Origin of the sequence: Paenibacillus jamilae, from assembly GCF_050482105.1 — a bacterium.
Taxonomy (GTDB): domain Bacteria; phylum Bacillota; class Bacilli; order Paenibacillales; family Paenibacillaceae; genus Paenibacillus; species Paenibacillus jamilae_B.
In genome coordinates this window covers 86587-112795 of sequence record NZ_JBCNHI010000010.1, presented here as the reverse complement: position 1 = coordinate 112795, position 26209 = coordinate 86587, and the positions used below count along the sequence as shown (strand labels likewise).

Below are 26209 nucleotides of genomic sequence, written 5' to 3'. Positions count from 1 at the left end.
TTACGTATCCTCATCCAATTTATAGATCAGCGGTTTAATATATTTATAGGGGGATTGCCTTCCAGCCCTTACGGTCCTTCTCTTGACAGGCAACTATTCTCCGAAGGGCAAGCTCTCTTTTAGCGTCCATAGGTCACCATAGCTGAAAATACGATGATCAGCCTTGGACAAATCCTGCTGCCCCGAGCCTGGGTTGTGTAAACCGATGCAGCGCATACCCGCACTCTTGGCTGCATGAACACCGTTACGTGAATCCTCAATAACAACGCAATGGGCCGGTTCTATGCCAAGCAGTTCGGCGGCATATAGGAAGATGTCCGGTGCCGGTTTACCTTGGGGGACCTCTTCCCCGGTGATTCGAATGTCAAAGTAACGACCAAGTCCCGTTTTTTCCATAATGAGATTAATTAGTGATCGCGGAGAGGAAGAAGCTACTGCAACTGGAATTCCTTTTTCCTGTAGCCAGTCCAGCCACCGTTCTAGTCCGTCAATCGCCACCAGGCCCTCATATGCTGTTATGGTCTGCATCACATTTTTTTGGTGATAGGCAAGCACCTCTTCCACTGTATTGGTAAGTTGATGCCTGTCTAGCACTTGACGCCACATGGATTCGAGTGTCACGCCGACATAGGTGTGATGCTCTTCTTCCGTCATGGGCGCACCGAAATGGGCAAAGGAGCTGCGTTCGACCTCAAAGTAAATCGGTTCGCTGTCTACCAGCACCCCGTCCATGTCGAAAATGACCGCTTTGACTGGAACGGACGCTGATAGGTCTCCTGTGCATTCATGATTCGCCTGTGTAACATGATGAATGCTCGTCATGTCCATTCTCCCCCTTGTTAGTAGCTGAATTTAGTTGCCGGAGCCATTCGATTGCAGCACAATCTTGATCGCTTGGGACGAAGGCTGAAGTGTTCGCTCGCTGATATTGCATCCAAGCGTCTTAAAGGCTTCATGGAAGTCGTCAAGCGGATAGGAGTGGGTGATGATTTTTTTGGCGGGAATGATCTGTTGCTCAATCAGGTAATGCGCCGTGGAGAATGTGCCTAGAGAATCAATCGAGCCGATGATTTTAAGGCTACGGTCAACGACCTCTTTCGGATTAAACGAGCTTATCCCATCTCTCAGCCCCACCAGCATCAAATACCCGCCGCTCGCAAGCTGGCTTAGTACCTCAGTGCCGACCACTCCTGTGGTATCCACAATCATATCCACCTGATTTTTTTCCGGAGCAAGCTCATGAATGGCTGACTCCAGAGTGGCGTGCGCGGACCACCGTTCGGGGGCAATAGAATCCGCTATGGCGAGCCGCTCCTCCGAGATGTCAACGAGGCAACCAGTTACGCCTTTCGAAGCAAGAGCATAGCTGTACAGAATCCCGATCGGACCTGCGCCTAGAATAACGGTTGTGAAGTTCGGCAACAGGTGAATCTGGTTGATTCCGGTCAGCATACAGCTCAGCGGTTCGGTCAGCGTTGCTTCTTCGTAGCTGATATGATCCTTCAGCTTGTACAAAAAACGGTCCTCAGTCACATAATAATCGGTGAACGTACCGTCGGCGCTAACTCCGGTCTCTGTTACGGATTTGTGTGTGCAATGATTCTGTCTTCCAGTACGGCACATTTCGCATTGGCCGCAGTAGTACGTTGGATCAATTACCACCCGGTCCCCAGGCTGCAGTGAACTGACGGCTGATCCTACAGCGATCACATCTCCCGCTGATTCGTGGCCCAAGATCGTGGACGGCACGGCATGATATTTGCCGCTAATAATACCTAGGTCCGTACCGCATACACCTGTCGCCCGAATCCGGACGAGTACATCGTTATCTTTTTTAATCTCCGGGATGGGTCTTTCCTCAAGTGCGACATCCCAAGCTGATTTGTATACCAGTGCAAGCATGAATAATTCCTCCTTTTGCCTGTTGGGCAGATAGTTAGTGAAGCGTAGTCAGAACGGCGTCAAGCCGGTTAACAATTTCGACAATCTCGTCTTCTGTAGCCGTGAGGGAAGGTCTTACTTTGACCACATTGCCATAACCGTAACGGGAACCTCTGAGAATTAATTGCTGTTCATCAAATGCACGATCAATAATCCGATTGCTTTGCACTGCATCTGGGGCATCATCCTCGTCTACAATTTCTAGTCCCCACATCAGTCCGACACCACGAGCCTCACCAATGCAATCATGCTTGTCGGCCATCTCCGTCAGCAGGGATCCGAGCAGGCTTCCTTTGGACCGGACGTCTTCCAGAAAACCGGGCTCGCTTACAACCTCCAGCGTGGATTTGGCTGCCGTGACCGAGATCAGATTGCTGCCTGAGGTAAAGGAATGCTCGTGCTTCTCCAGGACATCGAGACGAGACTGCATCAATACCGCTGCAACCGGGACGCCAATGCCACCCAGACCCTTGGCGAGTGTAATAATATCCGGTTGGATGTCGAACAGCTCACTTGCGAACATATAGCCTGTCCGCCCAATCCCTGTCTGCACTTCGTCAGCAATCAGAATCATTCCATGCTCGTCGCATAGCTGACGAAGGTGCTTGAAATATCCTGCTGGAGGGATGATGTTACCTCCATTGCCCAGAATGGGCTCAATAATCATGCAGGCCACAGAGCCTGAGCTTGCATATTCAATGGCGTCCGATATGGCTTCAATACAATGATGACCACACTTGTCTGGTGAAGAATTAAAGGGACAGCGATAGCAGTAAGGAGCAGGCACATGCAGAGAATTTGCCGCAGTTGAATTGGGAAAATTCTTGCGACGAAAGGCATTGCCGGAAATACCTGTTGCGAACTGGGTCTGCCCATGATGTGACAGATGCAGGCTGATGATATCGGTTGCTCCGGTATATTTCTGAGCCAGTTTCACCGCACATTCATTCGCCGTGGAGCCGGTAATATCCCTCATCCACCCGGCATCAATGCCGTTCGGGGCATACTGGATTAGATGGTCTAGGACTTCCTCGACGTAAGGCTCGGTAAAGGATGAAGACATGTGTGCAAGATTGGCGACTTGCTCCTGTACTTTGGTGACGACATGAGGGTGATTATAACCGAGCGACAGATTGAAAGTGCCAGATACGCCATCCAAATACTCCTTGCCTGAATCATCAATCAAAGTAATGCCTCTTCCGTATCTGAAACGTTCTTTGGTCAAGGTTTGCACGATATTTACCCTCCATATCAGAAAATATATTTCACTAAATCATCCTTATAAAATAGAACGCCTTATTACAGCTAACGAGGCTGAACTCACCTCCTCAAAACAAGAAATTTATCTTCCATGCCCTGATGGACAAAGAAGCCGCAATCTGGCTGTTCCTGCGATTTCACAGATACGTGAGATAATCGCTGGAACAGAATCAGCCCGAAAACCCAAAATGCGATAGGCCTCACCTCCCCAAAGAACTAGAAAGTTATCATCCTTCCTTGCCCTGCTGGACAAGGGAGTCAACTACTCTGCTGCTCCGATCATTCCACAGATGCGTGAGAATAACTGCAAACAGCAAAATCAGTGTAAAAGCCCCTAAAATCCACAGACTAGCCGTCACTGGCCATTCGCTCATGCTCCAGCCTATTGCATATTGAAGCACCGAGCCGCCAATTCCGCCCGACGCAATCAGAATGCTGGTCGTCCGCTCAGTCATTCCCGGCATTAGCACGTTGGCATAGACAAGCGCGATACAGAAGAGTCCAGACATGAATAAACCTGCACCGAAAATCAGAAGATATGTAGCCCATTGGGTGGATACAAATACCATGGCAACCAGGAAACAGAAAGCGCCGATTGCGCTCCATAACAGGAAAGGAACATATCCTGCTGACTCTGCAATCTTTCCTGAGAACATACGGCCAATGATCATCGCAATCCAAAGCACGCTGACACCCAGCGATGCTACGGATTCCTTAAGCTGTAGCGTCTCGATTAGAATAGAAGGTAGGAAGTTCATGAGCCCCAGTTCAAGCCCCATATAAACAAAGAAGAATATAATGAAGATTCCCAGCAATACACGATGCTGTCCTGAGTATCGGGCTTGTTCAGCTGAACGTTCAGTAGTGCGGATGTCTGCCTGGGTAAGGTGAGAGGAGGCGGAAGCAGGCATGGTAAGCCAAAACAGCGCCAGGATAAAGGTCAGAAGGGAGATGGTATAAAAGGTTAGATGCCACATTCCAAGCCAGATATACAAACTTACGATCGCCGGAATAAGAAGTGCACCAAGTGCAAAATAGACATCCAGCTTGGACATGGCTACGGCTTTTTGCTCTTCAGTAAATTCAATTGTGAACGCTCCAATAGAAGATTCGATAATACCTGAGCCGAAACCAACCCAGATGGCCATTACGATAACCCAATTCCATGAGGGGAGTCCCCCCAAGATAGTACAGGCTGCTACGATACTGCCCAAAGCAATGGATAGCATTAACTTGCGACCCATATGCAGAGCCATGAAGGGGGTAAGCAGAACGCCGACAAGAAATCCGAAAAACTGCAGGAACAGCAGTAAACCGCCGTCACTGTATCCCCGTCCATAGTGAGGCAATAAAGTCGGCAATAATGTCCCAACCACTACGCTGGTGACGCCGATTAATAGGTAGAAAGCACAACTTAAAGCGAATAGTCTCTTCAAGGCCTGTCCCTCCGTAAGGTCATATTTTTTTATATGAGCATTGTTTTTACTAGAATATACCATTACTCTGGAAATGTATATATATAATTCTACAGAAATTGTAAAAATAAATCGATAAACTCTTAATAATATGCATCATGCTCTTTATCAACGTGATACACATTAGTTTTATCTTGAAGGGAACGATCAGGGTTTTGATAGGAAAGATAGAGTATTCGCCTGTACTTTCGTACAATTGACTTTGATTTAGAAGTTGATTCATACTTCAAATGAACGGTTGATTAAAAATTCTGGAGGGATCATTCATGCGTTTGGGAGGAAAAGTTGCAGTTATTACAGGCTCAGCATCCGGAATGGGGAAAGCGATTGCAGAATTATTTGCCAAAGAAGGTGCAAGTGTTGTTCTTTCAGACCTGAACATTGAAGGAGCGAAAGCGGTTGCAGCTGGAATTAAATCAGCTGGAGGGAACGCCATTGCAGTAAAAACCAATGTTGCTGACTTGAAGGATATTCATGCTATGATTGATACTGCTGTTAATGAATTCGGAACTCTCGATATTTTGGTTAACAATGCGGGCGTGATGGACAACATGGCGCCGATAGGTGATGTGGACGATGAGACATGGGATTTGATATTCGATATTAATACAAAAAGCGTCATGCGTGCGATTCGCAAAGTGATCCCGATCTTCCTAGACAAAGGAAATGGTGTGATTATAAACACGGCATCTACGGGTGGATTCAGCGGTGCGCATGCAGGTGCTGCTTATACCGCCTCGAAACATGCAGTAGTCGGGATTACGAAAAATACGGGATTTATGTATGCTCAAAAAGGCATCCGATGCAATGCCATTGCACCAGGTGCGACAGCTACAAATATTGCTTCAACGATTCACAACTTGAATGAGTTTGGCGCATCTCGAACGAAAATCACACAAGGCGTAATACCTCGCGTAGGGGAAGCTGAAGAAATCGCAAAAGTAGCCCTTTTCCTGGCTTCGGACGAATCAAGCTTTGTAAACGGGGCTGTTATTGCCGCTGACGCGGGTTGGACCGCAGGATTTTAATCGGAGCTGTGACCCAGTTTTGATAGTGCAATCCCCCTGACCAAAGTTTCTTGGCAGGGGGAAATTTTTGATGTTTGATGTAAGTTTTAGTCCACATACTTTTCAATCGTGCTTCGGACTGCTCCGGGACCTGCCAGCATCTCGTGAAACATGGTTTCAATCTTGTCGCCCAGACCAATCTCATATAATCGGACGCCAAACAGTTTTTCATCCTCAAGGAGACCGCGAACCTCGGAGGTCTGATCGCCTAGCTTTGTATTTTGCAAATATCCCTGCAATGTATCCAGTAACGGGTCCGGGCTGAGTGGGAAGGGGGCTCCTTGATCATCCACCCCTAGCAAATAGCGACACCAGATCGCAATGGTCAAGGGGATGGCAGTCAAGTTCGCAGGATTGAGCCCTGCTGTGCTAACATAAGACTTTATAGTTTCACCAAAACGGATGCTCATCTTTTGAGAGGTATCTGTTGCAATCCGTTGCGGTGTATCTGGAATATAGGGATTGGCAAAGCGTTCCTGCAATACCTCGTCAATGAACGTTCTGGGTTGGATAATTCCGGGATCAACCACAACAGGCAAGCCTTCCTGGTAGCCAATGGTTTCAATCAGCCGGCGCAAGGTATAATCGTTCATTTCATCTGCAATGAGCTGGTACCCAAGCAGACAGCCGGAGAGGGCTAGCGCTGTATGCAGCGGATTGAGACAGGTTGTGACTTTCATTTTCTCCACTTTGTCCACCGTATCCCGATCCGTGAAGATAATGCCAGCATCCTCCAGCGCAGGTCTTCCGTTGGTGAACTTGTCTTCAATGACCAAATATTCGCTAACCTCAGCATTGACAAAGGGAGCCGTATACGTATGCCTGGAGGTAACGATCATCTCCATGTCGGCTAATCCCAGCTCTTGAAGAGCAGATTGCACCTGCAAGGAAGGGCGGGGAGTGATTTTATCAATCATGGTCAGCGGGAAGGTTATTTTCTCCTCATTCTGCAGATATTCTGTAAATTCTTTTTCTACCAGATCTCTACGATTCCACTCCTTGGCGATATCAATCATACTATTCTTTAACAGATCACCGTTATGGGAGCAATTATCCATGCTTACAAAGGTCATTGGATGCTGTCCATTTCGAAAGCGCCGATAGACAAGCGAAGTAGCTATGCTCATCACATGCACTGGCTGTTCAGGACCATTCGTTAAATCCCTCTCCACAACAGGCAAATACTTGCCGTTGGGCCCAGTCAGGGCATATCCTTTTTCCGTGATTGTAAAGCTGGCCATCTGCAACGTTGGATTTTCAAATATTTCAGTCAGACGGAGGTAGTCGTCTGGATGATTCTGTGCTGCTGCGAGGCTTTCGACGATGCTTGCGACCACACTTTTGTTAAATCTTCCGTCTGCACTCATCAACACCAGTAAGGTTAGATTGTCGTAAGGCTTATAGACCTTGTCAATCATTTCAAAATCAAAGGCTTCGGCCGCTATTATACCTGTATCCGCTTTCATGTTATTCAGCAGTTGTTGCTGTGCGTTGGCTACGAACCCCCGAAAAATATTGCCTGCACCAAAATGCACCCATTGTGGTCTAAGTCGGGTGTTATGGGCTACAAGTTCCAGATTATATTTCGGTAATTCAATGCCGACTGCTTCCCAGGTCGCTCTGTCTAAAATGCCTTTTCGATCAAGCTGGAGCATCTATTCCACTCCCTTGCTTTGAGCGAGACTATCCCAGACACCAAGCAAATACATAACTCCCAATGCACGGTCATACAAACCATAGCCTGGTCGACAATTCTTTTCTTCTCCCCATAGATGTCTGCCGTGATCCGGGCGTACATATCCCTGATAGCCGATTTCAAAATACGCCCTAACTACTTCCGGTATATTGACGCTCCCGTCCTTCCCACGGTGTGACACTTCAATAAAATCGCCATTCTCGAACACTTTGACATTACGAATATGAGCAGAATGAATACGATCATGGAACTCTCGAATCATAGCTGGCAAATCATTTTCTGGATGAGTCCCCAGTGAGCCTGTGCAGAAGGTTAGACCATTATACGGACTGTTCACTGCATCAAGGATACGCCGGATAGTTTCACGACTCCGGACAATTCTCGGTAACCCAAAGATGGGCCATGCCGGATCATCTGGATGAATGGCCATCTTGATGTCAACCTCCTCGCAGACGGGAATGATGCGCTCAAGAAAATACTTTAGGTTGTCAAACAGCTTGTCTTCTGTGACATCCGCGTAAGCAGCAAAAAGCTCATCCAATTTCGCCAACCGTTCCGGTTCCCAGCCTGGCATCGTGAACTTTCCGGCTCCCTTGAGAATCCGATTCACCATTTGGCGGGGATCTTCGGTAATGGCAGCCTTTTCATAAAAGAGAGCGTTAGACCCATCAGGTAGTTCTTTATACAGCTCTGTCCTGGTCCAGTCAAAGATAGGCATAAAGTTATAGCAAATCACCTTGACTCCCACCTTAGCTAATTTGCGGATGGTATCCATATAAATGTCAATATATTGATCGCGAGATGGTAGGCCAATTTTGATATCATCGTGGACATTTACACTTTCTACGACCGCTGTACTAAAGCCCTTGCTCTTAATCTGATTAGCTACCTTCTCAATTCGCTCCATTTCCCATACTTCTCCTGCTACCTTATCATGCAAAGACCAGACAATGCCCATAACTCCCGGAATTTGCCGGATATGATCCAGTGTGATATTGTCGTTGCCTCCCCCATACCATCTCCAGGTCATGTTCATAACTATAACCTCCTTGGTTTTATTCCCTAATCTTGTATACAAGATTGGTTTGATCATAAAGTACACAGTTTGCCCTTGTCAATGGCTATTTTAGAGGAGTTCATTACATCAAAATGCTTTATAATAAGACTAGATTTATAAAGCGAAGGCAGGAATGATATGTTTACGAAGGAAGAAATCAAGCAGCTTTTAAGAAATGAAATATTGTCACTGACCTTAAAGCCTGGTACTCTGCTCAGCGAGACGACCTTGTCAGAACGCTTCCAGTTGTCCAGAACTCCGCTGCGCGATGTATTGAAGCAGCTTGCGCTGGAGTCTTATATTGATATATATCCCAAGAAGGGGAACATTGTTTCTTATATTGATTTGGAGTCCGTGGAGCAAATGAGCTACTTGAGAAGTGCACTGGAAAAAGAGATTATGAAAGAGCTTTCTACGCAATTTGCATTAAGTGATATACAGAAGTTGAGCGAAATTCTGGACAGGCAGAGAGCCGTCGTGGATGAAGATCATGCTACGGATCAGTTTCTCATTTTGGATGATGAGTTCCACCATACTATGTTCCAAATAGCGGGCCGAGAGTTACTTTGGCAGATGATTCAGCAATCAAATGTTCACTATATCAGATATCGCAAGCTGCATATGCTGGAAACAGGGAAGCTGATGGAAATCTGGCATGAGCACCAAACAATGCTTGAATATATGCTGAATCAGGAAACAAGCAAAATGGACGAGCTGGTGCACCATCATCTCAGAAAGGATATACATTCTCTCAAATTTCTTCGGCAGTTCGCTGACTATATTAAAAAATAGCGCTGCTTCTTCAAAAAAATATTTGATATAAAAAAAGGTTGAGCTTGAGGGGATTCACAGGATTTCGCGATCTTGTATACATGTTAGTTATTGATCTTCTTGAACACATATACAGGTACGCCAACAAACAGCAGATTCCGCTCAAAAGAACGTTGAGACGTTCATGGATAGAGATGACCACATTGGTCAAAGAAAAAAAGTAGTTCACATTTGCAAGTGTGAACTACTTCTGTTGCTCCTCCAACACTCATAACGAAAAATTAACAGTAAACATGATTAGTATTTTCCCCTTCAAATAGGTATTAGCCGAATGAGGAGCTGAATGCTTCAGTAGATTGAAGTTCCTTTAGTATGAGTTTCAAGTGTTCTCTAGCTGATTGATTCAATGGTTGTATAGGTAAAGGAAGACTTGGGCTTGAGATTATGCCACATATTTCTGCTGCTGCTGAAACAACACGAAGGCTGCCATATTGGTGAAATAACGTCCAAATAGGTTCAAGTAATGCCGAGAGTCGTACAGCTTCGTCAGTAATTCCGTCCTGGGCCAATCGGGTCATGTTCAGACACGCCTTTGGAAACAACCCGCCGAGAACGGAGTACCATGCCTCACAACCTGCATTCAAGCCAGTGACTGCAAATGAATCTCCACTTACTCCTATCGTTACATGGGAAGGAATGACCATTCGTAATTTTCTAATGCGTGTCTTGGCTGCCTCAGACTCCATAGGTACTCCAGGAATCTTGATAGAACTAACATGAGGTAGCTCAGCAATTCGGCCGTGCATTTCATCACTGAAATGAAAATGGGAGGTACCCGGATTATCATAGACACAAAGTGGAATGGAGAGTGAACGGGTTACCTGTTCATAGAGTGAAAATACTTCTTCATCCGTTAGTGCTTGATAGGAGATAGGGGCTAGCAGCACTGCACTTGCTCCTGCTCTTTGTGCATCTTCTGTCAATCGAAGTACTTCTAAGGTACGAAACGCACTTATACTTGTCATTACGGGAATTCCCTCAGCTGCATGGATGGCAAGTTGAAGTACTCGTAAACGTTCCTCTCGATCAAGATATGCATAGTTTCCAGTTGAACCTAATGCACCAATAGAGTCAACATTAGCTGCAACTAATCGTTGAATCAATGCCACAAAGGCTTTTTCGTCAATGCCTGTCTCATTTACTGGGGTGAGTGGAAAAGCAGATAATCCACGGAACATAAAGTTACACTCCTTTATAAATTGACCTTCCAAATACAAACACATTATAAAAATGAATTAGAGACTATTAAAGTACCAATTAAGAGACAAATAACTGTACCACTTCTCATTAGTTGACAAGAAACATAAAAAGCATTCTATATAGAATGCCTTTTATCTTTACCAGGAGTTGGTGATGTACCAGAATATATCAGAATGCAATCTAATGCTTTTTTAGTAATCGGCATAAACCAATTGAGTATTAGCCCTCCTAAGCCAACAGTTAATAAAGTCCCAATGCCAATGGGTCCATTTAAAATGAATGCTATGATCAGGAATAAGAGGTAAATGAGTGTTCTTGAAAAAAATAGATTCGTTCCAATTAATTCTTGTAGGATTAATGTTAATCGATCAACTGGAATGGGCGCGAAGTTTGTCTGTAAATAGGTTGCAGTCCCTAATCCCACAACAACCAAACCAATTCCAAAACAAGCAACTTTGCTGTACCATAGTTCAGGTGTTATCACATCCTGCAATAAAAAAAGCCACATATCAATACCAATCCCCGTTATAAATGCTGTTAACAACCCCAAAACTTCTGGTCTTTGTCTTTTTAAAAGTGAATTACAACAGATTAAAATTAAAGCCATTATGATTTCCCAACTTCCTACAGTAAGCCCCACATTGGCGGATAATCCTACCAAAAGCGCGTCAAAAGGGGATGTCCCAAGGTCTGATTGTATAGTGAAAGAAATACCAAGGGATAATATAAAAATTCCTATTACAAAGAAAACATATTTCACTGTATTCAACCTCTTTATCATCATTTGATGTTGCAAATGCAACAAAATTAGGGTAGATTAAATATACATCATGTTTATTGCATTTGCAACAAAATAGGGGCAAAGGAGTTCATTATGAAGGAAGTACTTCGTGAAATTGGAATGATAGCCCGAGCATTAGATTCGATAAGTAATATCGAGTTCAAAGAGTATGACCTTACAAAAGGACAGTATTTATACCTTGTACGAATATGTGAAAATCCAGGAATTATTCAAGAAAAGTTAGCTGAGATGATAAAAGTAGATCGAACAACCGCATCTCGTGCTATTAACAAACTTGTCATTAACGGATTTATTGAAAAGAAAGAGGATCGGCATAACAAAAAAATTAATAAACTTTTTCCAACAGAAAAAGGAAAGCGTGTGTATCCTTTTATAAAAAGAGAACATGACTATTCGGATCGTGTTGCATTAGCAGGATTTTCAGAAAGTGAAGTAAACACCATTTTTAATCTTCTTCAAAGAGTAAGAAAAAACATAAGTGATGAATGGGAATTTGTGAAAAAAGGGAACAAAAGAAATTATTAATTGATTTATATGAAGGAGCGATAAATTTATAATGAATGCGAAATTGATCAAATGCAGCCATGCAGACTTACAAATACTCCAAGAAATAAGCATTGAAACATTCAACGATACTTTTAAAGAGCAAAATTCACCTGAAAATATGCAAGCCTATCTGGAAAGAGCATTTAATTCAACACAGTTAGAGAAGGAATTGTCCAATGCCTCTTCAGAAATCTTTTTTATTTATTTTAATGAAGAACTTGCTGGATATTTAAAAGTAAATATAAATGATGCTCAATCCGAAAAAATGGGTGATGAGTCACTTGAAGTGGAGAGGATTTATATAAAAAATAAATTTCAAAAGCTTGGGCTTGGTAAATATCTGCTAAATAAAGCTATGGAAATTGCACTAGGACATAATAAAAAGAAGGTCTGGCTCGGTGTATGGGAAAAAAATGAAAATGCCCTTGCTTTTTATGAGAAAATGGGGTTTGTTCAAACAGGTGCACACTCTTTTTATATGGGAGATGAAGAACAGATTGATTTCATAATGACCAAAACCTTAATACTATAATTGAATTTAAAAATGTTTTCTAGGGTTCCGCGATGTCATATCGGCTGGTCCGAGAGAAAACTCACAGTCGTTGTACTGTGTCACGGAGGGATAAAAGCCTGGGAGAAAAACTGCTGTATGCGGTATGATCTCAGGCTTTTTTTATTTACTGCTGTAATCCACACTACATTGCAGCGTTATCAAAAAGGAGGAAGTATAAAATGAACAAGACATGGCTATCTGTTGTAATTGCCGCTTTATTTGAAGTTGCATGGGTTATCGGTCTGAAACATGCCAGTGGGTGGTTAGAGTGGGGAGGGACTTTGGTTGCTATTTTTGTAAGTTTCATACTGATGATTATGGCTTCTCGCACGCTTCCAGTTGGGACCGTATATGCAGTATTTGTCGGTTTGGGAACAGCCGGAACTGTATTGGCAGAAATATTGTTGTTTGGTGCTGAAGTACAGGCATCTAAATTAATGCTGATAGGGCTGCTTTTGCTGGGAGTTGTGGGACTCAAAATACAGAGTAAAGAGAACAAACAAGGAAAAGAGGTGCACTAACGTATGAACTGGGTATTTCTCATTTTGGCAGGCATATTTGAAATGATTGGAGTCCTCATGATTAATAAGCTCCATAAAGACCGGAATTTGCTGTCCATTATCTACTTGCTTGGAGGTTTTGGATTAAGCTTTTTCTTTCTAAACCTGGCTATGAAAGCACTACCCATGGGGACAGCCTATGCCGTCTGGACGGGTATTGGAGCCTCGGGTGGGGCCTTATTGGGTATGATCCTATATGGTGAACCGCGTAATACCAGCAGAATTTTGTTCATTATGATGGTACTCAGCTCAGCGATAGGTCTAAAACTGGTAAGCTAAAAAGGGACCTCGATATGACAAACTCCCTATACTGCGAAAGCAGCGAGGGAGTTTGCTAATCTAAATATTAAATTCTGGTGATGCATCTGCTATACCTAGCTTTGTTTTATCTAGGATAAAGTGACAGACTTGACTTGAGCAGAGGTATTTCCGTAGATATCCTTGGCCAGTACGAGAATATGCAGTGTATCGGCTTGAGAAGTACCACTCTGTTTGTATTTAGTAGTTGAAAGTGTTGCTGACCAATTGGCTTTATCTTCTGTAATATCGATACGATTGCCATTGACATAGACTTTAAGCTGCGCAATATCGCTTTGATCTTTGACGGAACCTTCCAAAGCGAGAACATCATCCTTGACCGAAGCATTCAATTTAAGTGCAGGAGCCTCTGTTTCCTTGCGTTTAAAGGGAGGAAGAGTAGTGTGAGGATTATAGGAAAAGGTCTCATCCTCAAGTGCTGGCGTACGTGCTGCAATAGGACGGTTTTTGGTCGCCTGTTCATAGGAATAAGCGTAACGAAGCAAGTTATTATCGCTGTATGCGGCACCTGCCATTGTCAGATTAACAGGCATACCAGTATCCTTCATGGCACCCATGCTCACAGACACACTTGGGATTCCATATTCGCGTAAAAGGAAATTCGTATTGGAGAAATAGTTGCCATTCTCCCAAGCCTCCTCATAGGACGTTTCATTCACATCGGAATCCGCTTTGCCGATATTCGAATTTGCCGGGAATGCAATAAAATCAAGGTTATTTTGCTTCATCCAGTCTTCAAAATCAATCTTTCGAACATTCTCAAGCCCCCGCAGCCCTTCATAAAACTGAGGAATTTGTTCGTATGGGGTCACGCCTTTCTTGATGGTGTCAATGAATACGTCATAGTGACCAAGGTCTCTGCCACGTTTGGCATCCACCGAACCGGGCGGATTCGGAAAAACGGTTGCAGGATCGATATTAGCCCATGACGGGAAGTTCGGATCGCCCACACTTTTAAGGAATTCCTCTGCTGCATAAGGATTAAGCAGCCCGAATTCCTTTTCACTCCACTTTGCCGGCATCAAACCACGTTCTTCAGGTGTTTTCGCGGTTGGACGATCCTTCTCGCTGTTCACCTGCAAGGGGAAGTCAACTTCCACAACCTCAGCTCCCAGAGCAGTTAAATCCTTTACAGCTTTTTCCCATAATGCTTGTATCGAAGGTCTGAATTTAATTGGTGTTGTGGTTTCAGGGTCCTTACCGATATAGATTTTCGGAACACCAATACGTTTGCCTTTCAAAGCTTGAATGTCTCGCAGCTCTAGATAGGAGTGGGGACGGACACTGTTGACAGAAGGGAGCCGAACGGCTTTTTGTTCACGCCAGAAATCGCCCTTGGTGATCTTATCCTCTACAACGATCACGTCAAGCAAGCGGAGCATGTCCTCGACAGTCCTCGTATGCGGGACAACGACATCCCGTATAGGGAAGAGCGGCCAGTTTCCCCGAATGGAGATTAGACCTCGCGATGGCGTGTAGGCAATTAAACCATTATTGGATGCTGGTGATCTTCCAGAGGATACTGTCTCTTCCCCCATACCGAAGGCAGCGAGATTGGCGGCTGTTGATACACCTGATCCGTTAGATGAGCCAGAGTACCAGGCTGCAGCCAAATAATCTGGATTGTACGGACTTTCAGCACGCCCATAAACCCCTCTTTGCATTCCCCCTGCCGCCATTGGAGGCATGTTGGTTTTACCAATTAGCACCCCACCAGATTCGCGTATCTTTTCTACGGTAAAAGCATCATCCTTTGCCATCAGGTTTTTGAAAGCTGGAGATCCAGAAGCGACAGTAAGTCCCTTAACCTTGTAGCTGTCTTTAACCGTGTAGGGTATGCCTTGCAGAGGTCCAGTAGTAATACCCTGCGCCCTTAAGTGATCAGCCTGAGCAGCCTCTTTTAGTACGTCAGGGTTCAGAATAGGGATGGAGTTCAGCCGAATGCCACTGGAATCATAGGCATATACCCGGTTAAGGTACATAGCTGTGAGCTCGACACTCGACAGCGCTCCTGACTTCATTGCGTCCTGCATCTGAGCAATTGTAGCCTCTTGCAATTGAAATGTAACTAGAGAGGAGGTGGCTTCACTGCTTTTAATGGAGGAGGAGGGTGAAGGAGCAGCGGATACAAGCGAACACCCCGTGAAAGTTAAAATCATCCCAGCCGCGATCCATTTGTAATAGTTACCGATTACATTCCTTGTACTTGCCTTTAGCGATCGTGCACGCATAGCATTTTCACTCCTTAAAATAGGTAGGATGAGGAATTTAAATAGAGGAGAATGAGAAAAAGTCTCTTTTGCAATATGAATCTTTCCAATTATACTACTTATTTTCACAGTAAATGTCAATTTTTGTAATGTTGGGAGCTAGGAAGTATGTTCTAGAACTAAAGAAGCCACCGATCGCGTTTAGTAGCATAGTTTATTGAGCAGACCTTTTTATGAAGAGGGCTGTTTATTGGCTTGTTTTCTTTTTTTGAAGACCATAACCGCAAATAAAAACAAAGGGAGGACAATTTGAAAAATAGGAAACCAGGTATTAATTACAACTTTTCGGCCGATTACGATGTGATGTGTATAGTTAGGCGACAAAAAACAAAGCCCACAAATAAGTATTGCAAGGGGAAGAATCCATTTTCTAAATCCAACCCCAGTTATTTTTTCTAGTCCTATCACAGCACCATTAAAAAATAAAGACATTTTGATAATCAAACCAAGAAAAAGAAGCAAGGTGAAGAGGGCATCCATTCGTTCGAACACATCTGCTAATTCAATCAACTGGACGGATTCCAAAAGAGGAAGTGTACTATTTGCGGCAATCTTGGGTCCGAGAACAAAAATTTCCAATTGATTAACAAATGTTAGAGCAAGTGCGGTCATGATATAGGCAAAAAAAACGGGTTTTGTGAGATTTCGGCCTTTATGTGCAAGCGGATAAAATACAAGAAATAACACAGTTTGTCCGAATGGAAAGGATATCAGCTCAGGAATAGCCGCTTTAAATATGGGTTTCCATCCTTCCTCTAAAACCGGAAGAGAATTTTCGAGGTGAAAGAGACCGGTTGCTGGAATTAATATACTAATTATAGCGTATCCAAGTACAAAAAAAGGAAAAAGGAATAAGCAAAACAAGAATAATGCTCTGTAGCCGTAACGAACCGTGTTGGATACAACCAAGATTGTGATCAAGATGATGATCCACAAGGGGGTTTGGCGGAGCAGAGTCATTACGGTCACCTCGCCTAAATCGCGTATGTTCCGAGAAGCTTCATATGTAAAATACATCACAAAAAGTAAGTTGATGAGTGTACCCATATATTTCCCTGTGTAACGGCGAAACAACATGTACAAATCTAATTCGGGATCCTGGTGGTGAATAGCAAGATGGAGCTTTAGCAGAAGTAGTCCGGCTAAAGCTCCTATCAACATGACTAACCAAGCATCTTGCTTTGCTTCAGCTCCCATTAGAAACAAAGTTGTACTTCCAATTTCAAATAAAGACATACAAATGATCAGCTCTGATACTCGGATGGTATTTTGACGCATTTCTTTAATTCACCTCTCCCTGTTTATTCATTCAGCAGTTCATTAAAAGATTTTTCGAATAATCCTGGACGCGCAAGCTTCATTTTTACACCTATTTTTATATCCATGTTTGCTAACTCTCCAGGCCATGTTTCTTTTATTTTTTTCCAGTCCTTTGGGTACTTTTGGTGAATTTTATTTCCAACACCAATAAGGTCGATATTCTTTTGCTGTAAGGCTTTCCAACCTTCCTGAATTTGCAATTTGATCGTTTCTGCTGCTTGCATCTGCAATTGATCTATACTTTGCATATTTTTCATTTCTCTTTGCGAAGAGGCTGACAGAAGATCTCCGGTAGCTTTAACCTCAACGTTAAGGTAATAATGATTTGGATTCTTGATTGGCGTAACCTTAACTTTGGCTTTCCTGATGAGGAAAGCGGACGTAACACTCCCATCCACATAGTTAATAGTGGTGTTATTAATTTGGTTGTTTAACCATGAAACCCCTATACTTTCTTTTGCATTTAGGAAGCCGACTCTCTTGTCTTTCTGAAAAAGGCTTAAGCCCGATAACTTGAGTTTACTTTTGGCGGAGGTTTCCTTGAAAACATCAACGGAATCTAATTTCTCGGGCTCAGATCCCTCAACAGATATTTCTGGAACTCCGGCTGCACCACTATCTGAGCTGATTTTTGAAATAAATTCATACATGGATAGTGCAGGATAAATTGATCCTAATTGGCTATCTTTTTCTAAAATATTTTCTAAAGCTTGACCAGGAATTTTCTCTGGTGGTACAAGCTTTTTCAAAAAATCACGAGCCTCTCCGTTGGCAATGAATACTTTTACAGTTTCTCGTGAATCAAGGTTGCGGAGATAAATATCAATAATCTCTTCAATGCCTTGTTCTGCTGTTTTTTTTCCGATAACAAGTATATTATTTTGGGCAAAATACAGTTTGCGTGGGTATTCCAGGCTACTCTTCGTAACGGTCTCTCTCAATGTTTTTCCATGTGTAGAAAAGGTATGTACAGCGCTTTGTGATGCCCCGGAGGAAGAACCACCTGAGCCAGTCGTCATGGCTGATGGAATTATGATTTGATAAGTATTGATCCAGTCACCTTTGTGCCCGTCAATTCCAGTTGCTGTTGTGATGCCTAATTCATTCAATTCGGTACGATCCACGCATCCTGTGAGTAATAACACTACAATATACATAACATAACCAACTCTAATTTGGCGTACCATTGATTTCTCCTATTTTTGGGTATCAGACTTATGATCACCTTTAGTATCATCCGAACTAGCAGGGTATTGGTGAGCTGCCTGTCTGGTCTGGTTATGGCCTGATTTTTCGCTAGGTCTGGTTTTCATAGCCCACCAGGGAACTCTGATGATGAGGTCCTTCATATTAGATTTAAAAGTGGGGCTATAGGGCACAAAATAATCAATTCCGAATGATTTGAGAGATACAAGGTGAACAAGAAGGGGGATGATTCCGATTAGAATACCGAATAAGCCCAGAGCCCCCGCCAATAGCATAAGTGCAAATCGTAACAACCTAACTGCTGAAGCCATACTAAAATACGGGATGACAAAGTTCGATATAGCAGTGAAGGCAACAACGATCACCATAGCACCTGAGACGAGTCCAGCTTGCACCGCGGCCTGCCCGATAACCAAAGCTCCTACAATGGAAACGGCTGGTCCAATGACCCGTGGCATTCGCACACCTGCTTCACGTATCACTTCAAACATCAGTTCCATCATTAAAGCTTCCAATAATGCAGGAAAAGGAGTTCCTTCCCGTTGAGCCATCAGGGTAATTAACAGTGTGGTGGGGATCATTTCCTGTTGGAAAGTCGTCAAGGCTATAAATAGAGACGGAAGCAACAATGAAACTATAAAAGATACCACACGAAGTGCCCTTAAAAAAGTTGAAATGTCATATCTCTGGTAATAGTCTTCGGCCGTCTGGAAGAAATTAAAGAAGGTTACAGGTGCAATCAGAGCGAATGGCGTCCCATCAACCAGAACAGCTACTTGTCCGTCTAAAAGGCTTCCTGCGACTGTATCCGGACGCTCTGAGTTTAGCATGGTGGGAAAGAGACTAAGGGGTTCATCCTGTATGAATTCTTCGATATAGCCACTTTCAAGTATGCTGTCTGTATCAATGGATTGAAGCCGTTTTGTCATTTCCTGTAATACTCCTGGATTAGCGACATTTTCAATGTAAGCTAATGTGACTTTGGTTTGTGTATACCGCCCAATAACGTGACTTTCAAATTTAAGGTCAGGTGTCCGCAATTTTCTTCTGATTAGTGTGATATTTGTTGAGATATCCTCCGTAAATCCTTCTTTAGGACCTCGTACTACGGTCTGGGTACTGGGTTCCTGAATAGCCCGTCTTACTCCGCCTGCGATGGAAACTGCCAGAGCAAAGGTATTTCCGTTGGTGACAATGACAGCATTGCCAGAGAGAATGGCTTGATACAGCTCATTTTGCGAATGTATCATTTGAATATTTCCTGCTGAAATGGTCTTCTTTAATAGAGAAACCGCGCTATTTTCACCAAGCTTAGATGAAGGTTCAGAGAGTTTTTCTGCAATTAAACTTTCCATTAAATCGGAAAGTAAGTTTTGATCAATTAATCCCTCGATATAACATACTGCGAGATGACCGACATGGGCAGGATTTTCGGAAAAATCACGAATAACGAAATCAGGACCTTGTCCAAGTTTCGATTGGAGTAAAGATAGAGTATGGGATAGTGATGGACTGATAGGGTCAGCTGAGTTTTGCTGCTTGGATTTCTCAGTATCCTGTTCATGCCTGTTTCCAGGTTTCAGAACATCTCTAAACCAATCTGACAACACGAGTCCATCCCCCCTTTATTTACTGATAAAGCATATTTTGTCCTCGCATACCCAAAATATACTCCTTGCGGTAGTTGATTCCTATGCTAAAAACAAGGAACGTGTGAAAAAACTCAAGAGCCCACAAAGTGTTGTGGGCTAAACCAAGAATAGTTTGTAGGGGAATGAATTTAAGCAAATGGAGAGGGGGGAAAGTGACTTTAGATCGAATCTTAATGCAATCTTAATGCTGTGGACAAATTCATAATACGGTACTGATTTTGCTCGTGATATACTAAGGATTGGGAGAGAATATAATAGAGGGTGGCACAGGATGGCAGTACAACAGAACGATGCCAGGTCCATACTTGATCGAATTACTGATATGCCTGAAAGGAAAAGAAGAGGAAGACTGAAAATTTTTATTGGATATGCACCAGGTGTTGGGAAGACTTGTGCGATGCTTAGTGCCGCCCACGAAGAGCAAAAAGAGGGCATGGATATCGTAGTTGGATATGTTGAACATGCTGCTCGGCCTTACACAGCGGCGCTGTTGGAAGGACTTGAACTACTTCCTTACATTAAAATTTCAGGTGAACAATCCTCTACTAAGGAATTTGATGTTGACCAAGCACTCCAGAGAAGTCCTGACCTTATTTTATTGGACAATTTGGCCCATACCAATGCGGCAGGATGCCGCCATAGAAAAAGATATCAGGATGTGGAGGAGCTTCTTTGCGCAGGAATTCATGTATATACGACAGTGAATATCCAGCAGATCGAAAGCCTAACGGATATTGTTTACTCCATTACTGGCATTTCTGTTGACGAGCGCATACCGGACAGTTTATTTGACCGTGCTGATCAGGTGGAATTAGTCGATATTGATCCGGATAATTTAATAGAACGTTTATATAGGGGAAAGATTTATCGTGAGAATGAGAATATACAAGCCCATTTATTTACCAAGGAGAAACTGACCGCTCTACGTGAAATTGCTTTGCGTAATACAGCAAGTCAGTTAGACCGAATCGCGGTGCAAATCAGTGATCATGCGAAAACGAATGAATTTAATACGAAAGAACATATTCGGGTCAGTTTGTCCACGGCTGCTTCCAATAAAAAAGTGATTCGAACCGCTGTAATAGAATCGATACCAAAAAATAAAACGGAGTTAAGGGAAAACTTTAGACTGGTCGAGCAAATGGGTGCACATATCGCAACGAAGTATGGAGACGATATTCCTGGGCGGATTGCCGAATACGTGAAAACAAGCCATGTATCAAACTATAAAAAAATGAGTTATTACGCAAAATACCCAAATCTGTCGCTAGCTGATACTACCAAGACGATTGCTATCTTGGCTATGTGCACAATCATTGGCTTGTGGTTTAAACATTTGGAATTTCGAGAAGCCAACATTATCACCGTGTACATACTTGGGGTTTTGTTAAATGCAATTGTGACCAAGGGCAGAATGTATAGTGCCATTTCTTCTATTATGAGTGTACTTGTGTTTAATTATTTCTTTACCGAGCCTTATTATTCTTTACAGGCTTATGATTCAGGCTATCCCGTCACCTTTCTGGTCATGCTGGCTGCTTCTTTCATGACGAGTACATTGACCATGCGAGTAAGAGAGCAAGCACGGCAATCCGCACATAAAGCTTACCGTACCGAGGTGCTTCTGGAAACAAGCCGGAAATTGCAACAGGCTAAAGATTCTTCGGATATTATTAATGAAATGGCGTATCAAATGGTGAAGTTATTGGATAGAACGGTTATTTTTTATTCTGTTCACCAGGGGGAACTGTTGGCGCCGCAGGTTTTCTCAAAGAAAGAATCTGCATTTGATCCAGAGGTCTACATAGGAGACAACGAACGTGCGGTTGCAGAGTGGGTGTATAAGAACAACAAGCGTGCAGGAGCTACAACGGATACTTTTTTTGGCGCTAAGTGTCTATATCATGCGGTGCGTGGAGGAGATCAGGTTTTTGCGGTGGCAGCTATTGTAATGGACCAGGAAGAACCTTTAGAAGTTTTTGAAAATAGCCTAATGCTTTCCATGCTGGGAGAATGCGCGCTGGCGCTGGAAAAAGAAAAACTGAATGAAAAGCAACAAGAGATCTCCATGCAAATCCAGCAGGAGCAACTCCGTGCCAGTCTGCTTCGATCCATTTCTCATGATTTGCGCACTCCGCTTACCAGCATCTCGGGCAATGCGGGGATTCTTCTTGGGAACTCTGAGGTACTAAACAATGAACAAAAAAAAGATCTGTATACAGATATATATGACGATTCCATGTGGCTAATCAATTTAGTAGAAAATTTACTCTCCATCAGTCGAATCGAAAATGGTAATCTAAATCTGAATTTTCAGGCAGAATTAATGGAGGAAATCATTTCGGAGGCTCTACTTCATGTGAATCGCAACAGTGTGAAGCATGTCATTCAAACGAAATTGGATGACGAACTGATGATGGCTCGAATGGACTCCCGCCTCATTATTCAGGTTTTAATCAATATGGTTGATAATGCAATCAAGTATACCCAAGATGGCTCCCATATCATGATTTCTGCAAGACGCGGGAGACATAGGGTCGTTGTAGAAATCTCAGATGATGGCCCTGGTATTTCTTCAGAAGAAGTCAAGGACAAGCTGTTTGATATGTTTTATACAGTGGATAACATTCATGGGGACGGACGTCGTGGGTTAGGATTGGGACTTTCTCTGTGCAAATCGATTGTGAATGCCCATGGCGGTACCATTGGTGTTCATAACAATGTCCCCAGAGGGGCAGTTTTTTATTTTACCCTGCAAGCTGAGGAAGTGAATATTCATGAATAAACCTTTTATTCTTGTTGTGGAAGATGATAAACCCATTCGCAAGCTGATCACGACTACGCTGGAGACACAGGGCTATAAATACCATACGGCTGAAACAGGCGAAGCATCGATTTTGGAAGCAGTATCCAGGCAGCCGGATCTCATGATTCTGGATTTGGGCTTGCCGGATATGGACGGTGTAGATATCATAAAAAAACTTCGTGAATGGTCGAATATGCCTATTATCGTGGTCAGCGCACGCAGCGAAGATCGGGATAAAATAGATGCGCTGGATGCCGGAGCAGACGATTATCTAACAAAGCCCTTCAGTGTAGAAGAATTGCTGGCCAGACTTCGAGTCAGTTTACGAAGAATTCGATTTAACAGCGATAAGATCCTGAAGGATGCTTCCAGCTTTACCAATGGAAATTTGAAAATTGATTATGCAGCAGGGTGTGTATGGATCGATGAAAAAGAAATTCATCTGACCCCAAGCGAATACAAACTGCTTTGCCTGCTTGCAAAGCATGTAGGCAAAGTATTGACTCATAATTTTATTCTGCATGAAATTTGGGGCAGCCATGCATATGATATTCCTGCCCTGCGTGTGTTTATGGCAACGCTCAGAAAAAAAATAGAAAAAACATCATCACAGTCAAAGTTTATTCAAACGCATATCGGAGTTGGTTACCGCATGCTTCAGGTTGGAGATGATACTTAGGCAATGAATGCCAAAATGTAATTAGAGGCCGTGCCCTTTTGGGCAGGGTCTCTTTATTTTTTTTCTGCCATCTAAATCTTAAGGGTATCTTTATACCTATATGAAAACCCTAATCCTAAACTAATGGTGAAAATGTTACGCTTAACCCGGAAGTTAGGAGGCATTAGGAGGTTTGGCGGGAATGAATGAAATTTTAACAATGACAGGTTTGATCTTAATTGTGCTGGTGGTGTTGTATACTGTTAAAAAAATATATGATTTTATCGATATGCAGAATGTGATACAGAGAGATATCTATGAGAACTATGAAATCTATAGAGCAGCTCAGAAGTTTGCTTTCGGTACACCCGTTGATGAGATCACAGAAATCCTGACAAGAAGCTATGAGCTAGACGATAACCAGATTAAAGAGACAATGCTTTTGGCTCTTCCTCATCGAACCGATACCGATGGTGGTTATCTTGCCTTTATCAAGGCTGTAAATCGGGTGCTGGGACAAGAGATTTACAGCTAATCTCAGACTTCGCTGCATCACTATTGTCAAACCACTATAGAACTTATCGTTTCCATCGGTGCTGAAAGCGTACATTGACGCATTGGCAGTACAAGAATTCTAATATTATTCACGGAGCAAATCATTAGGTTACATCCCTTTTGATGTGCTCTTTTTTAATTTAGAATGATATTGTCATATTTGATAGATCATGTTATGATTGTGCCAAATAAAACCAATATTATGAATCGAATTACATATTTACACTTAATATTTTACATTTCTCTACTTTATTCGATTAATACCGAAGTTTACAGCATAGATACAAAGATACGTATATAGTGATTCCTCTCGTAGAGTGCATCTAAAACAATAAATTGTAAGCGATTACAAACGAATTCTATCTCTTATCAATTTGTACGGCAGTTTTCCTTACGGGTAGAAGTCTGAGCATATTCATAAGTTTGATAAATTTACGGATAGCTCGGCTTTAGACCATATAAAAAACGGAGGTTATGTCTATGATTAGAAAATATCTAGTTCTATTTCTTTCCTTCGCTTTATTGCTGAGTGTCTTTCCCGGGATAAATGTAGATGCTGCTAATCGACCACTGGCTAAACAGCCTGGAAATTCCAACCCACTAATGGATCATAAATTGGGAGCTGACCCCTATTCATTGGTATATGATGGAAGGGTGTATATCTACATGTCTAGTGATACGTATGTGTATAACAAGGATGGATCGATTAAAGAGAACGACTTCAGTGCGCTGGATCGCATTCAGGTCATATCTTCCATAGACATGGTGAACTGGACGGATCACGGAACGATACCAGTCGCAGGTGCCAACAACAAAAACAGTGGAAGAGGCATTGCCAAATGGGCCTCTAACTCTTGGGCTCCAGCAGTTGCGCATAAAAAAATAAATGGCAGAGACAAGTTTTTTTTATACTTCGCCAATGGGGGAGCAGGTATTGGTGTCCTGACAGCGGACACGCCTATTGGACCTTGGACAGATCCCCTTGGCAAAGCACTTGTGACACATAGTACACCTGGGATGGCTGGCGTGACTTGGCTTTTTGACCCGGCTGTACTGGTAGATGATGATGGAACGGGATACCTGTATAGCGGTGGCGGAATTCCTAATGAATCCGATCCGGCTTCCATTGCTAATCCGAAAACCGCCAGAGTCATCAAATTAGGCGCAGATATGACAAGTGTTATTGGAAGCGCCACTACTATTGATGCTCCTTACCTGTTTGAGGATTCCGGTATTCATAAGCACAACGGCAAATACTATTATTCGTACTGCATGAACTTTGCCGGAACGCACCCTCCACAGTACCCTGCAGGTGAAATTGGCTATATGGTCAGCGATAACCCGATGGGTCCCTTCACTTATAAAGGCCATTTCCTGAAAAATCCGTATACGTTCTTCGGCGTTGGCGGCAACAACCACCATGCTGTATTTAATTTCAAGAATGAATGGTATGTCGTGTACCACGCCCAAACGGTCAGCAAAGCTCAAATTGGAGATGGGAAAGGCTATCGCTCTCCGCATATTAATAAGCTGGTGCACAAGGAGGACGGAAGCATCTCTGAAGTGCAGGGGAATATGACAGGAATCGCTCAACTCTCCAATATGAACCCGTATACCAGAGTTGAAGCGGAGAGTATTGCATGGCAAGCAGGTGTTACGACCGAACCTACGCAAGCCAGCGGCGGCCCGATTAGCAATCTGGACGTGACCAACATCCATAATGGGGACTGGATTGCTGTTGGAAAGGCTGATTTTGGCTCTACCGGAGCGAAGACGTTCAAAGCTAATGTGGCCACAAATGTCGGCGGCAACATTGAAGTACGGCTTGATAGTGAAACAGGTCCTCTAGTCGGTTCCTTGAAAGTGTCATCAACTGGGGGTATGCAGACCTGGAGAGAAGTAGAGACCACGATTAATAATGCAACTGGAGTTCACAACGTTTATCTGGTGTTTACTGGGTCAAGTAACGGTAATCTAATGAATTTGGATGCTTGGCAGTTCACTCCCAACACGGGTGGAAATACAGTAACAAAGGTTGAAGCCGAGAATATGAATATTGGCGGTACTTATGCTGGCAAGATCAGTACACCTTTTGATGGGGTCGCTTTGTATGCCAATGCTGACTACGCTGCATACTCTCAGTATTTTGCCAACCCTACGCATAATATCTCAGTGCGGGGGGCTTCAAACAGTGCTGGTACGGCCAAGGTGGACTTGGTTATTGGAGGAGTGACTGTAGGTTCCTTCAAATTCACAGGCAAAACGCCGACTGTCCAAACCTTGTCCAACATTACTCACGCTACTGGAGATCAGGAGATCAAACTCACCTTGACGAGCGATGATGGCACTTGGGATGCCTACGTGGATTACATTGAATTTTCATCATGATTATTCATTAAAACTGGAAACGCCGTTCCACAATATTGATCATATTTA

General features: G+C 43.3%; 22 protein-coding genes and 1 riboswitch. Of the genes, 10 read left to right on the top strand and 12 right to left on the bottom strand.

Features of this window, described 5'->3' with window-relative positions; translation table 11 throughout:
- Window positions 1-93 precede the first annotated feature (93 nt).
- The 4 genes from ABEW32_RS06730 to ABEW32_RS06715 all read right to left on the bottom strand — a co-directional run bounded on the left by ABEW32_RS06730 (window position 94) and on the right by ABEW32_RS06715 (window position 4637).
- Window positions 94-822, bottom strand: coding sequence for an HAD family hydrolase (locus ABEW32_RS06730; protein WP_430185904.1), 729 nt, complete (start codon window positions 820-822; stop codon window positions 94-96).
- Window positions 823-852: 30 nt separating this feature from the next.
- A complete protein-coding gene (gutB1, locus tag ABEW32_RS06725; RefSeq protein ID WP_430185903.1) occupies window positions 853-1902 on the bottom strand; it encodes a 2-amino-2-deoxy-D-mannitol dehydrogenase GutB1 in 1050 nt (349 codons plus the stop codon).
- 34 nt (window positions 1903-1936) lie between these two features.
- Complete coding sequence (locus ABEW32_RS06720) at window positions 1937-3175, bottom strand: aspartate aminotransferase family protein (RefSeq protein WP_430185901.1); 1239 nt, start codon at window positions 3173-3175, stop codon at window positions 1937-1939.
- A 253-nt stretch (window positions 3176-3428) separates the two neighbouring features.
- Window positions 3429-4637, bottom strand: coding sequence for an MFS transporter (locus ABEW32_RS06715; RefSeq protein ID WP_430185899.1), 1209 nt, complete (start codon window positions 4635-4637; stop codon window positions 3429-3431).
- Window positions 4638-4942: 305 nt separating this feature from the next.
- Between ABEW32_RS06715 and ABEW32_RS06710 the strand changes: the two genes are divergently transcribed.
- Window positions 4943-5704: an SDR family oxidoreductase gene (locus tag ABEW32_RS06710; protein ID WP_430185897.1), complete on the top strand. Its 762-nt coding sequence runs from the start codon at window positions 4943-4945 to the stop codon at window positions 5702-5704.
- 86 nt (window positions 5705-5790) lie between these two features.
- Here the strand turns inward: ABEW32_RS06710 and ABEW32_RS06705 are convergent, their stop codons facing one another.
- On the bottom strand, window positions 5791-7398 hold the full coding sequence (locus ABEW32_RS06705; RefSeq protein ID WP_430185895.1) for a mannitol dehydrogenase family protein: 1608 nt from the start codon (window positions 7396-7398) through the stop codon (window positions 5791-5793).
- Window positions 7399-8475, bottom strand: a complete 1077-nt coding sequence (gene uxuA, locus ABEW32_RS06700; RefSeq protein ID WP_430185893.1) for a mannonate dehydratase — start codon at window positions 8473-8475, stop codon at window positions 7399-7401.
- Between the two features lie 159 nt (window positions 8476-8634).
- Here uxuA and ABEW32_RS06695 point away from each other — a divergent pair, with 159 nt between their 5' ends.
- Window positions 8635-9288, top strand: coding sequence for a GntR family transcriptional regulator (locus ABEW32_RS06695; protein ID WP_430185891.1), 654 nt, complete (start codon window positions 8635-8637; stop codon window positions 9286-9288).
- Window positions 9289-9590: 302 nt separating this feature from the next.
- Here ABEW32_RS06695 and ABEW32_RS06690 read toward each other — a convergent pair whose 3' ends face one another.
- Both ABEW32_RS06690 and ABEW32_RS06685 read right to left on the bottom strand, forming a co-directional pair.
- On the bottom strand, window positions 9591-10505 hold the full coding sequence (locus ABEW32_RS06690; RefSeq protein ID WP_430185889.1) for a dihydrodipicolinate synthase family protein: 915 nt from the start codon (window positions 10503-10505) through the stop codon (window positions 9591-9593).
- Between the two features lie 137 nt (window positions 10506-10642).
- The gene (locus tag ABEW32_RS06685) at window positions 10643-11287 is read right to left on the bottom strand and encodes a YczE/YyaS/YitT family protein (RefSeq protein ID WP_430185887.1); all 645 of its coding nucleotides are present in this window, start codon (window positions 11285-11287) and stop codon (window positions 10643-10645) included.
- A gap of 114 nt (window positions 11288-11401) precedes the next feature.
- On the opposite strand from ABEW32_RS06685, the gene ABEW32_RS06680 reads away from it, so the two are divergent.
- The 4 genes from ABEW32_RS06680 to ABEW32_RS06665 all read left to right on the top strand — a co-directional run bounded on the left by ABEW32_RS06680 (window position 11402) and on the right by ABEW32_RS06665 (window position 13267).
- Entirely contained in the window at window positions 11402-11854 is a 453-nt protein-coding gene (locus ABEW32_RS06680) for a MarR family winged helix-turn-helix transcriptional regulator (RefSeq protein ID WP_430185885.1), read from the top strand.
- A gap of 31 nt (window positions 11855-11885) precedes the next feature.
- Window positions 11886-12407 carry a spermidine/spermine N(1)-acetyltransferase gene (gene paiA, locus ABEW32_RS06675; RefSeq protein ID WP_430185883.1) on the top strand — a complete coding sequence of 174 codons (522 nt, stop codon included), beginning with the start codon at window positions 11886-11888 and terminating at the stop codon, window positions 12405-12407.
- 8 nt (window positions 12408-12415) lie between these two features.
- Window positions 12416-12514: riboswitch (guanidine-I (ykkC/yxkD leader) on the top strand.
- Between the two features lie 93 nt (window positions 12515-12607).
- A complete protein-coding gene (locus ABEW32_RS06670; protein WP_430185881.1) occupies window positions 12608-12949 on the top strand; it encodes a DMT family transporter in 342 nt (113 codons plus the stop codon).
- A 3-nt stretch (window positions 12950-12952) separates the two neighbouring features.
- Window positions 12953-13267, top strand: coding sequence for a DMT family transporter (locus ABEW32_RS06665; protein WP_430185879.1), 315 nt, complete (start codon window positions 12953-12955; stop codon window positions 13265-13267).
- A 110-nt stretch (window positions 13268-13377) separates the two neighbouring features.
- Here the strand turns inward: ABEW32_RS06665 and ABEW32_RS06660 are convergent, their stop codons facing one another.
- The 4 genes from ABEW32_RS06660 to ABEW32_RS06645 all read right to left on the bottom strand — a co-directional run bounded on the left by ABEW32_RS06660 (window position 13378) and on the right by ABEW32_RS06645 (window position 19712).
- A complete protein-coding gene (locus tag ABEW32_RS06660; protein WP_430185877.1) occupies window positions 13378-15537 on the bottom strand; it encodes an amidase in 2160 nt (719 codons plus the stop codon).
- Window positions 15538-15747: 210 nt separating this feature from the next.
- Window positions 15748-16854 (bottom strand): GerAB/ArcD/ProY family transporter, encoded by a 1107-nt coding sequence (locus tag ABEW32_RS06655; RefSeq protein ID WP_430185875.1) that lies wholly within the window; start codon window positions 16852-16854, stop codon window positions 15748-15750.
- Between the two features lie 23 nt (window positions 16855-16877).
- Window positions 16878-18083 carry a Ger(x)C family spore germination protein gene (locus ABEW32_RS06650; protein ID WP_430185873.1) on the bottom strand — a complete coding sequence of 402 codons (1206 nt, stop codon included), beginning with the start codon at window positions 18081-18083 and terminating at the stop codon, window positions 16878-16880.
- 9 nt (window positions 18084-18092) lie between these two features.
- Window positions 18093-19712 (bottom strand): spore germination protein, encoded by a 1620-nt coding sequence (locus ABEW32_RS06645; RefSeq protein ID WP_430185871.1) that lies wholly within the window; start codon window positions 19710-19712, stop codon window positions 18093-18095.
- A 313-nt stretch (window positions 19713-20025) separates the two neighbouring features.
- Here ABEW32_RS06645 and ABEW32_RS06640 point away from each other — a divergent pair, with 313 nt between their 5' ends.
- The 4 genes from ABEW32_RS06640 (at window position 20026) to ABEW32_RS06625 (ending at window position 26161) form a co-directional block, all read left to right on the top strand.
- A complete protein-coding gene (locus tag ABEW32_RS06640; RefSeq protein ID WP_430185869.1) occupies window positions 20026-22539 on the top strand; it encodes a DUF4118 domain-containing protein in 2514 nt (837 codons plus the stop codon).
- The gene (locus ABEW32_RS06635) at window positions 22532-23239 is read left to right on the top strand and encodes a response regulator (RefSeq protein WP_430185867.1); all 708 of its coding nucleotides are present in this window, start codon (window positions 22532-22534) and stop codon (window positions 23237-23239) included. The genes ABEW32_RS06640 and ABEW32_RS06635 overlap by 8 nt, the downstream gene beginning before the upstream one ends.
- 181 nt (window positions 23240-23420) lie before the next feature.
- Complete coding sequence (locus ABEW32_RS06630) at window positions 23421-23753, top strand: hypothetical protein (protein WP_430185865.1); 333 nt, start codon at window positions 23421-23423, stop codon at window positions 23751-23753.
- Between the two features lie 500 nt (window positions 23754-24253).
- Window positions 24254-26161 (top strand): carbohydrate-binding protein, encoded by a 1908-nt coding sequence (locus ABEW32_RS06625; RefSeq protein ID WP_430185863.1) that lies wholly within the window; start codon window positions 24254-24256, stop codon window positions 26159-26161.
- Window positions 26162-26209: the final 48 nt, after the last annotated feature.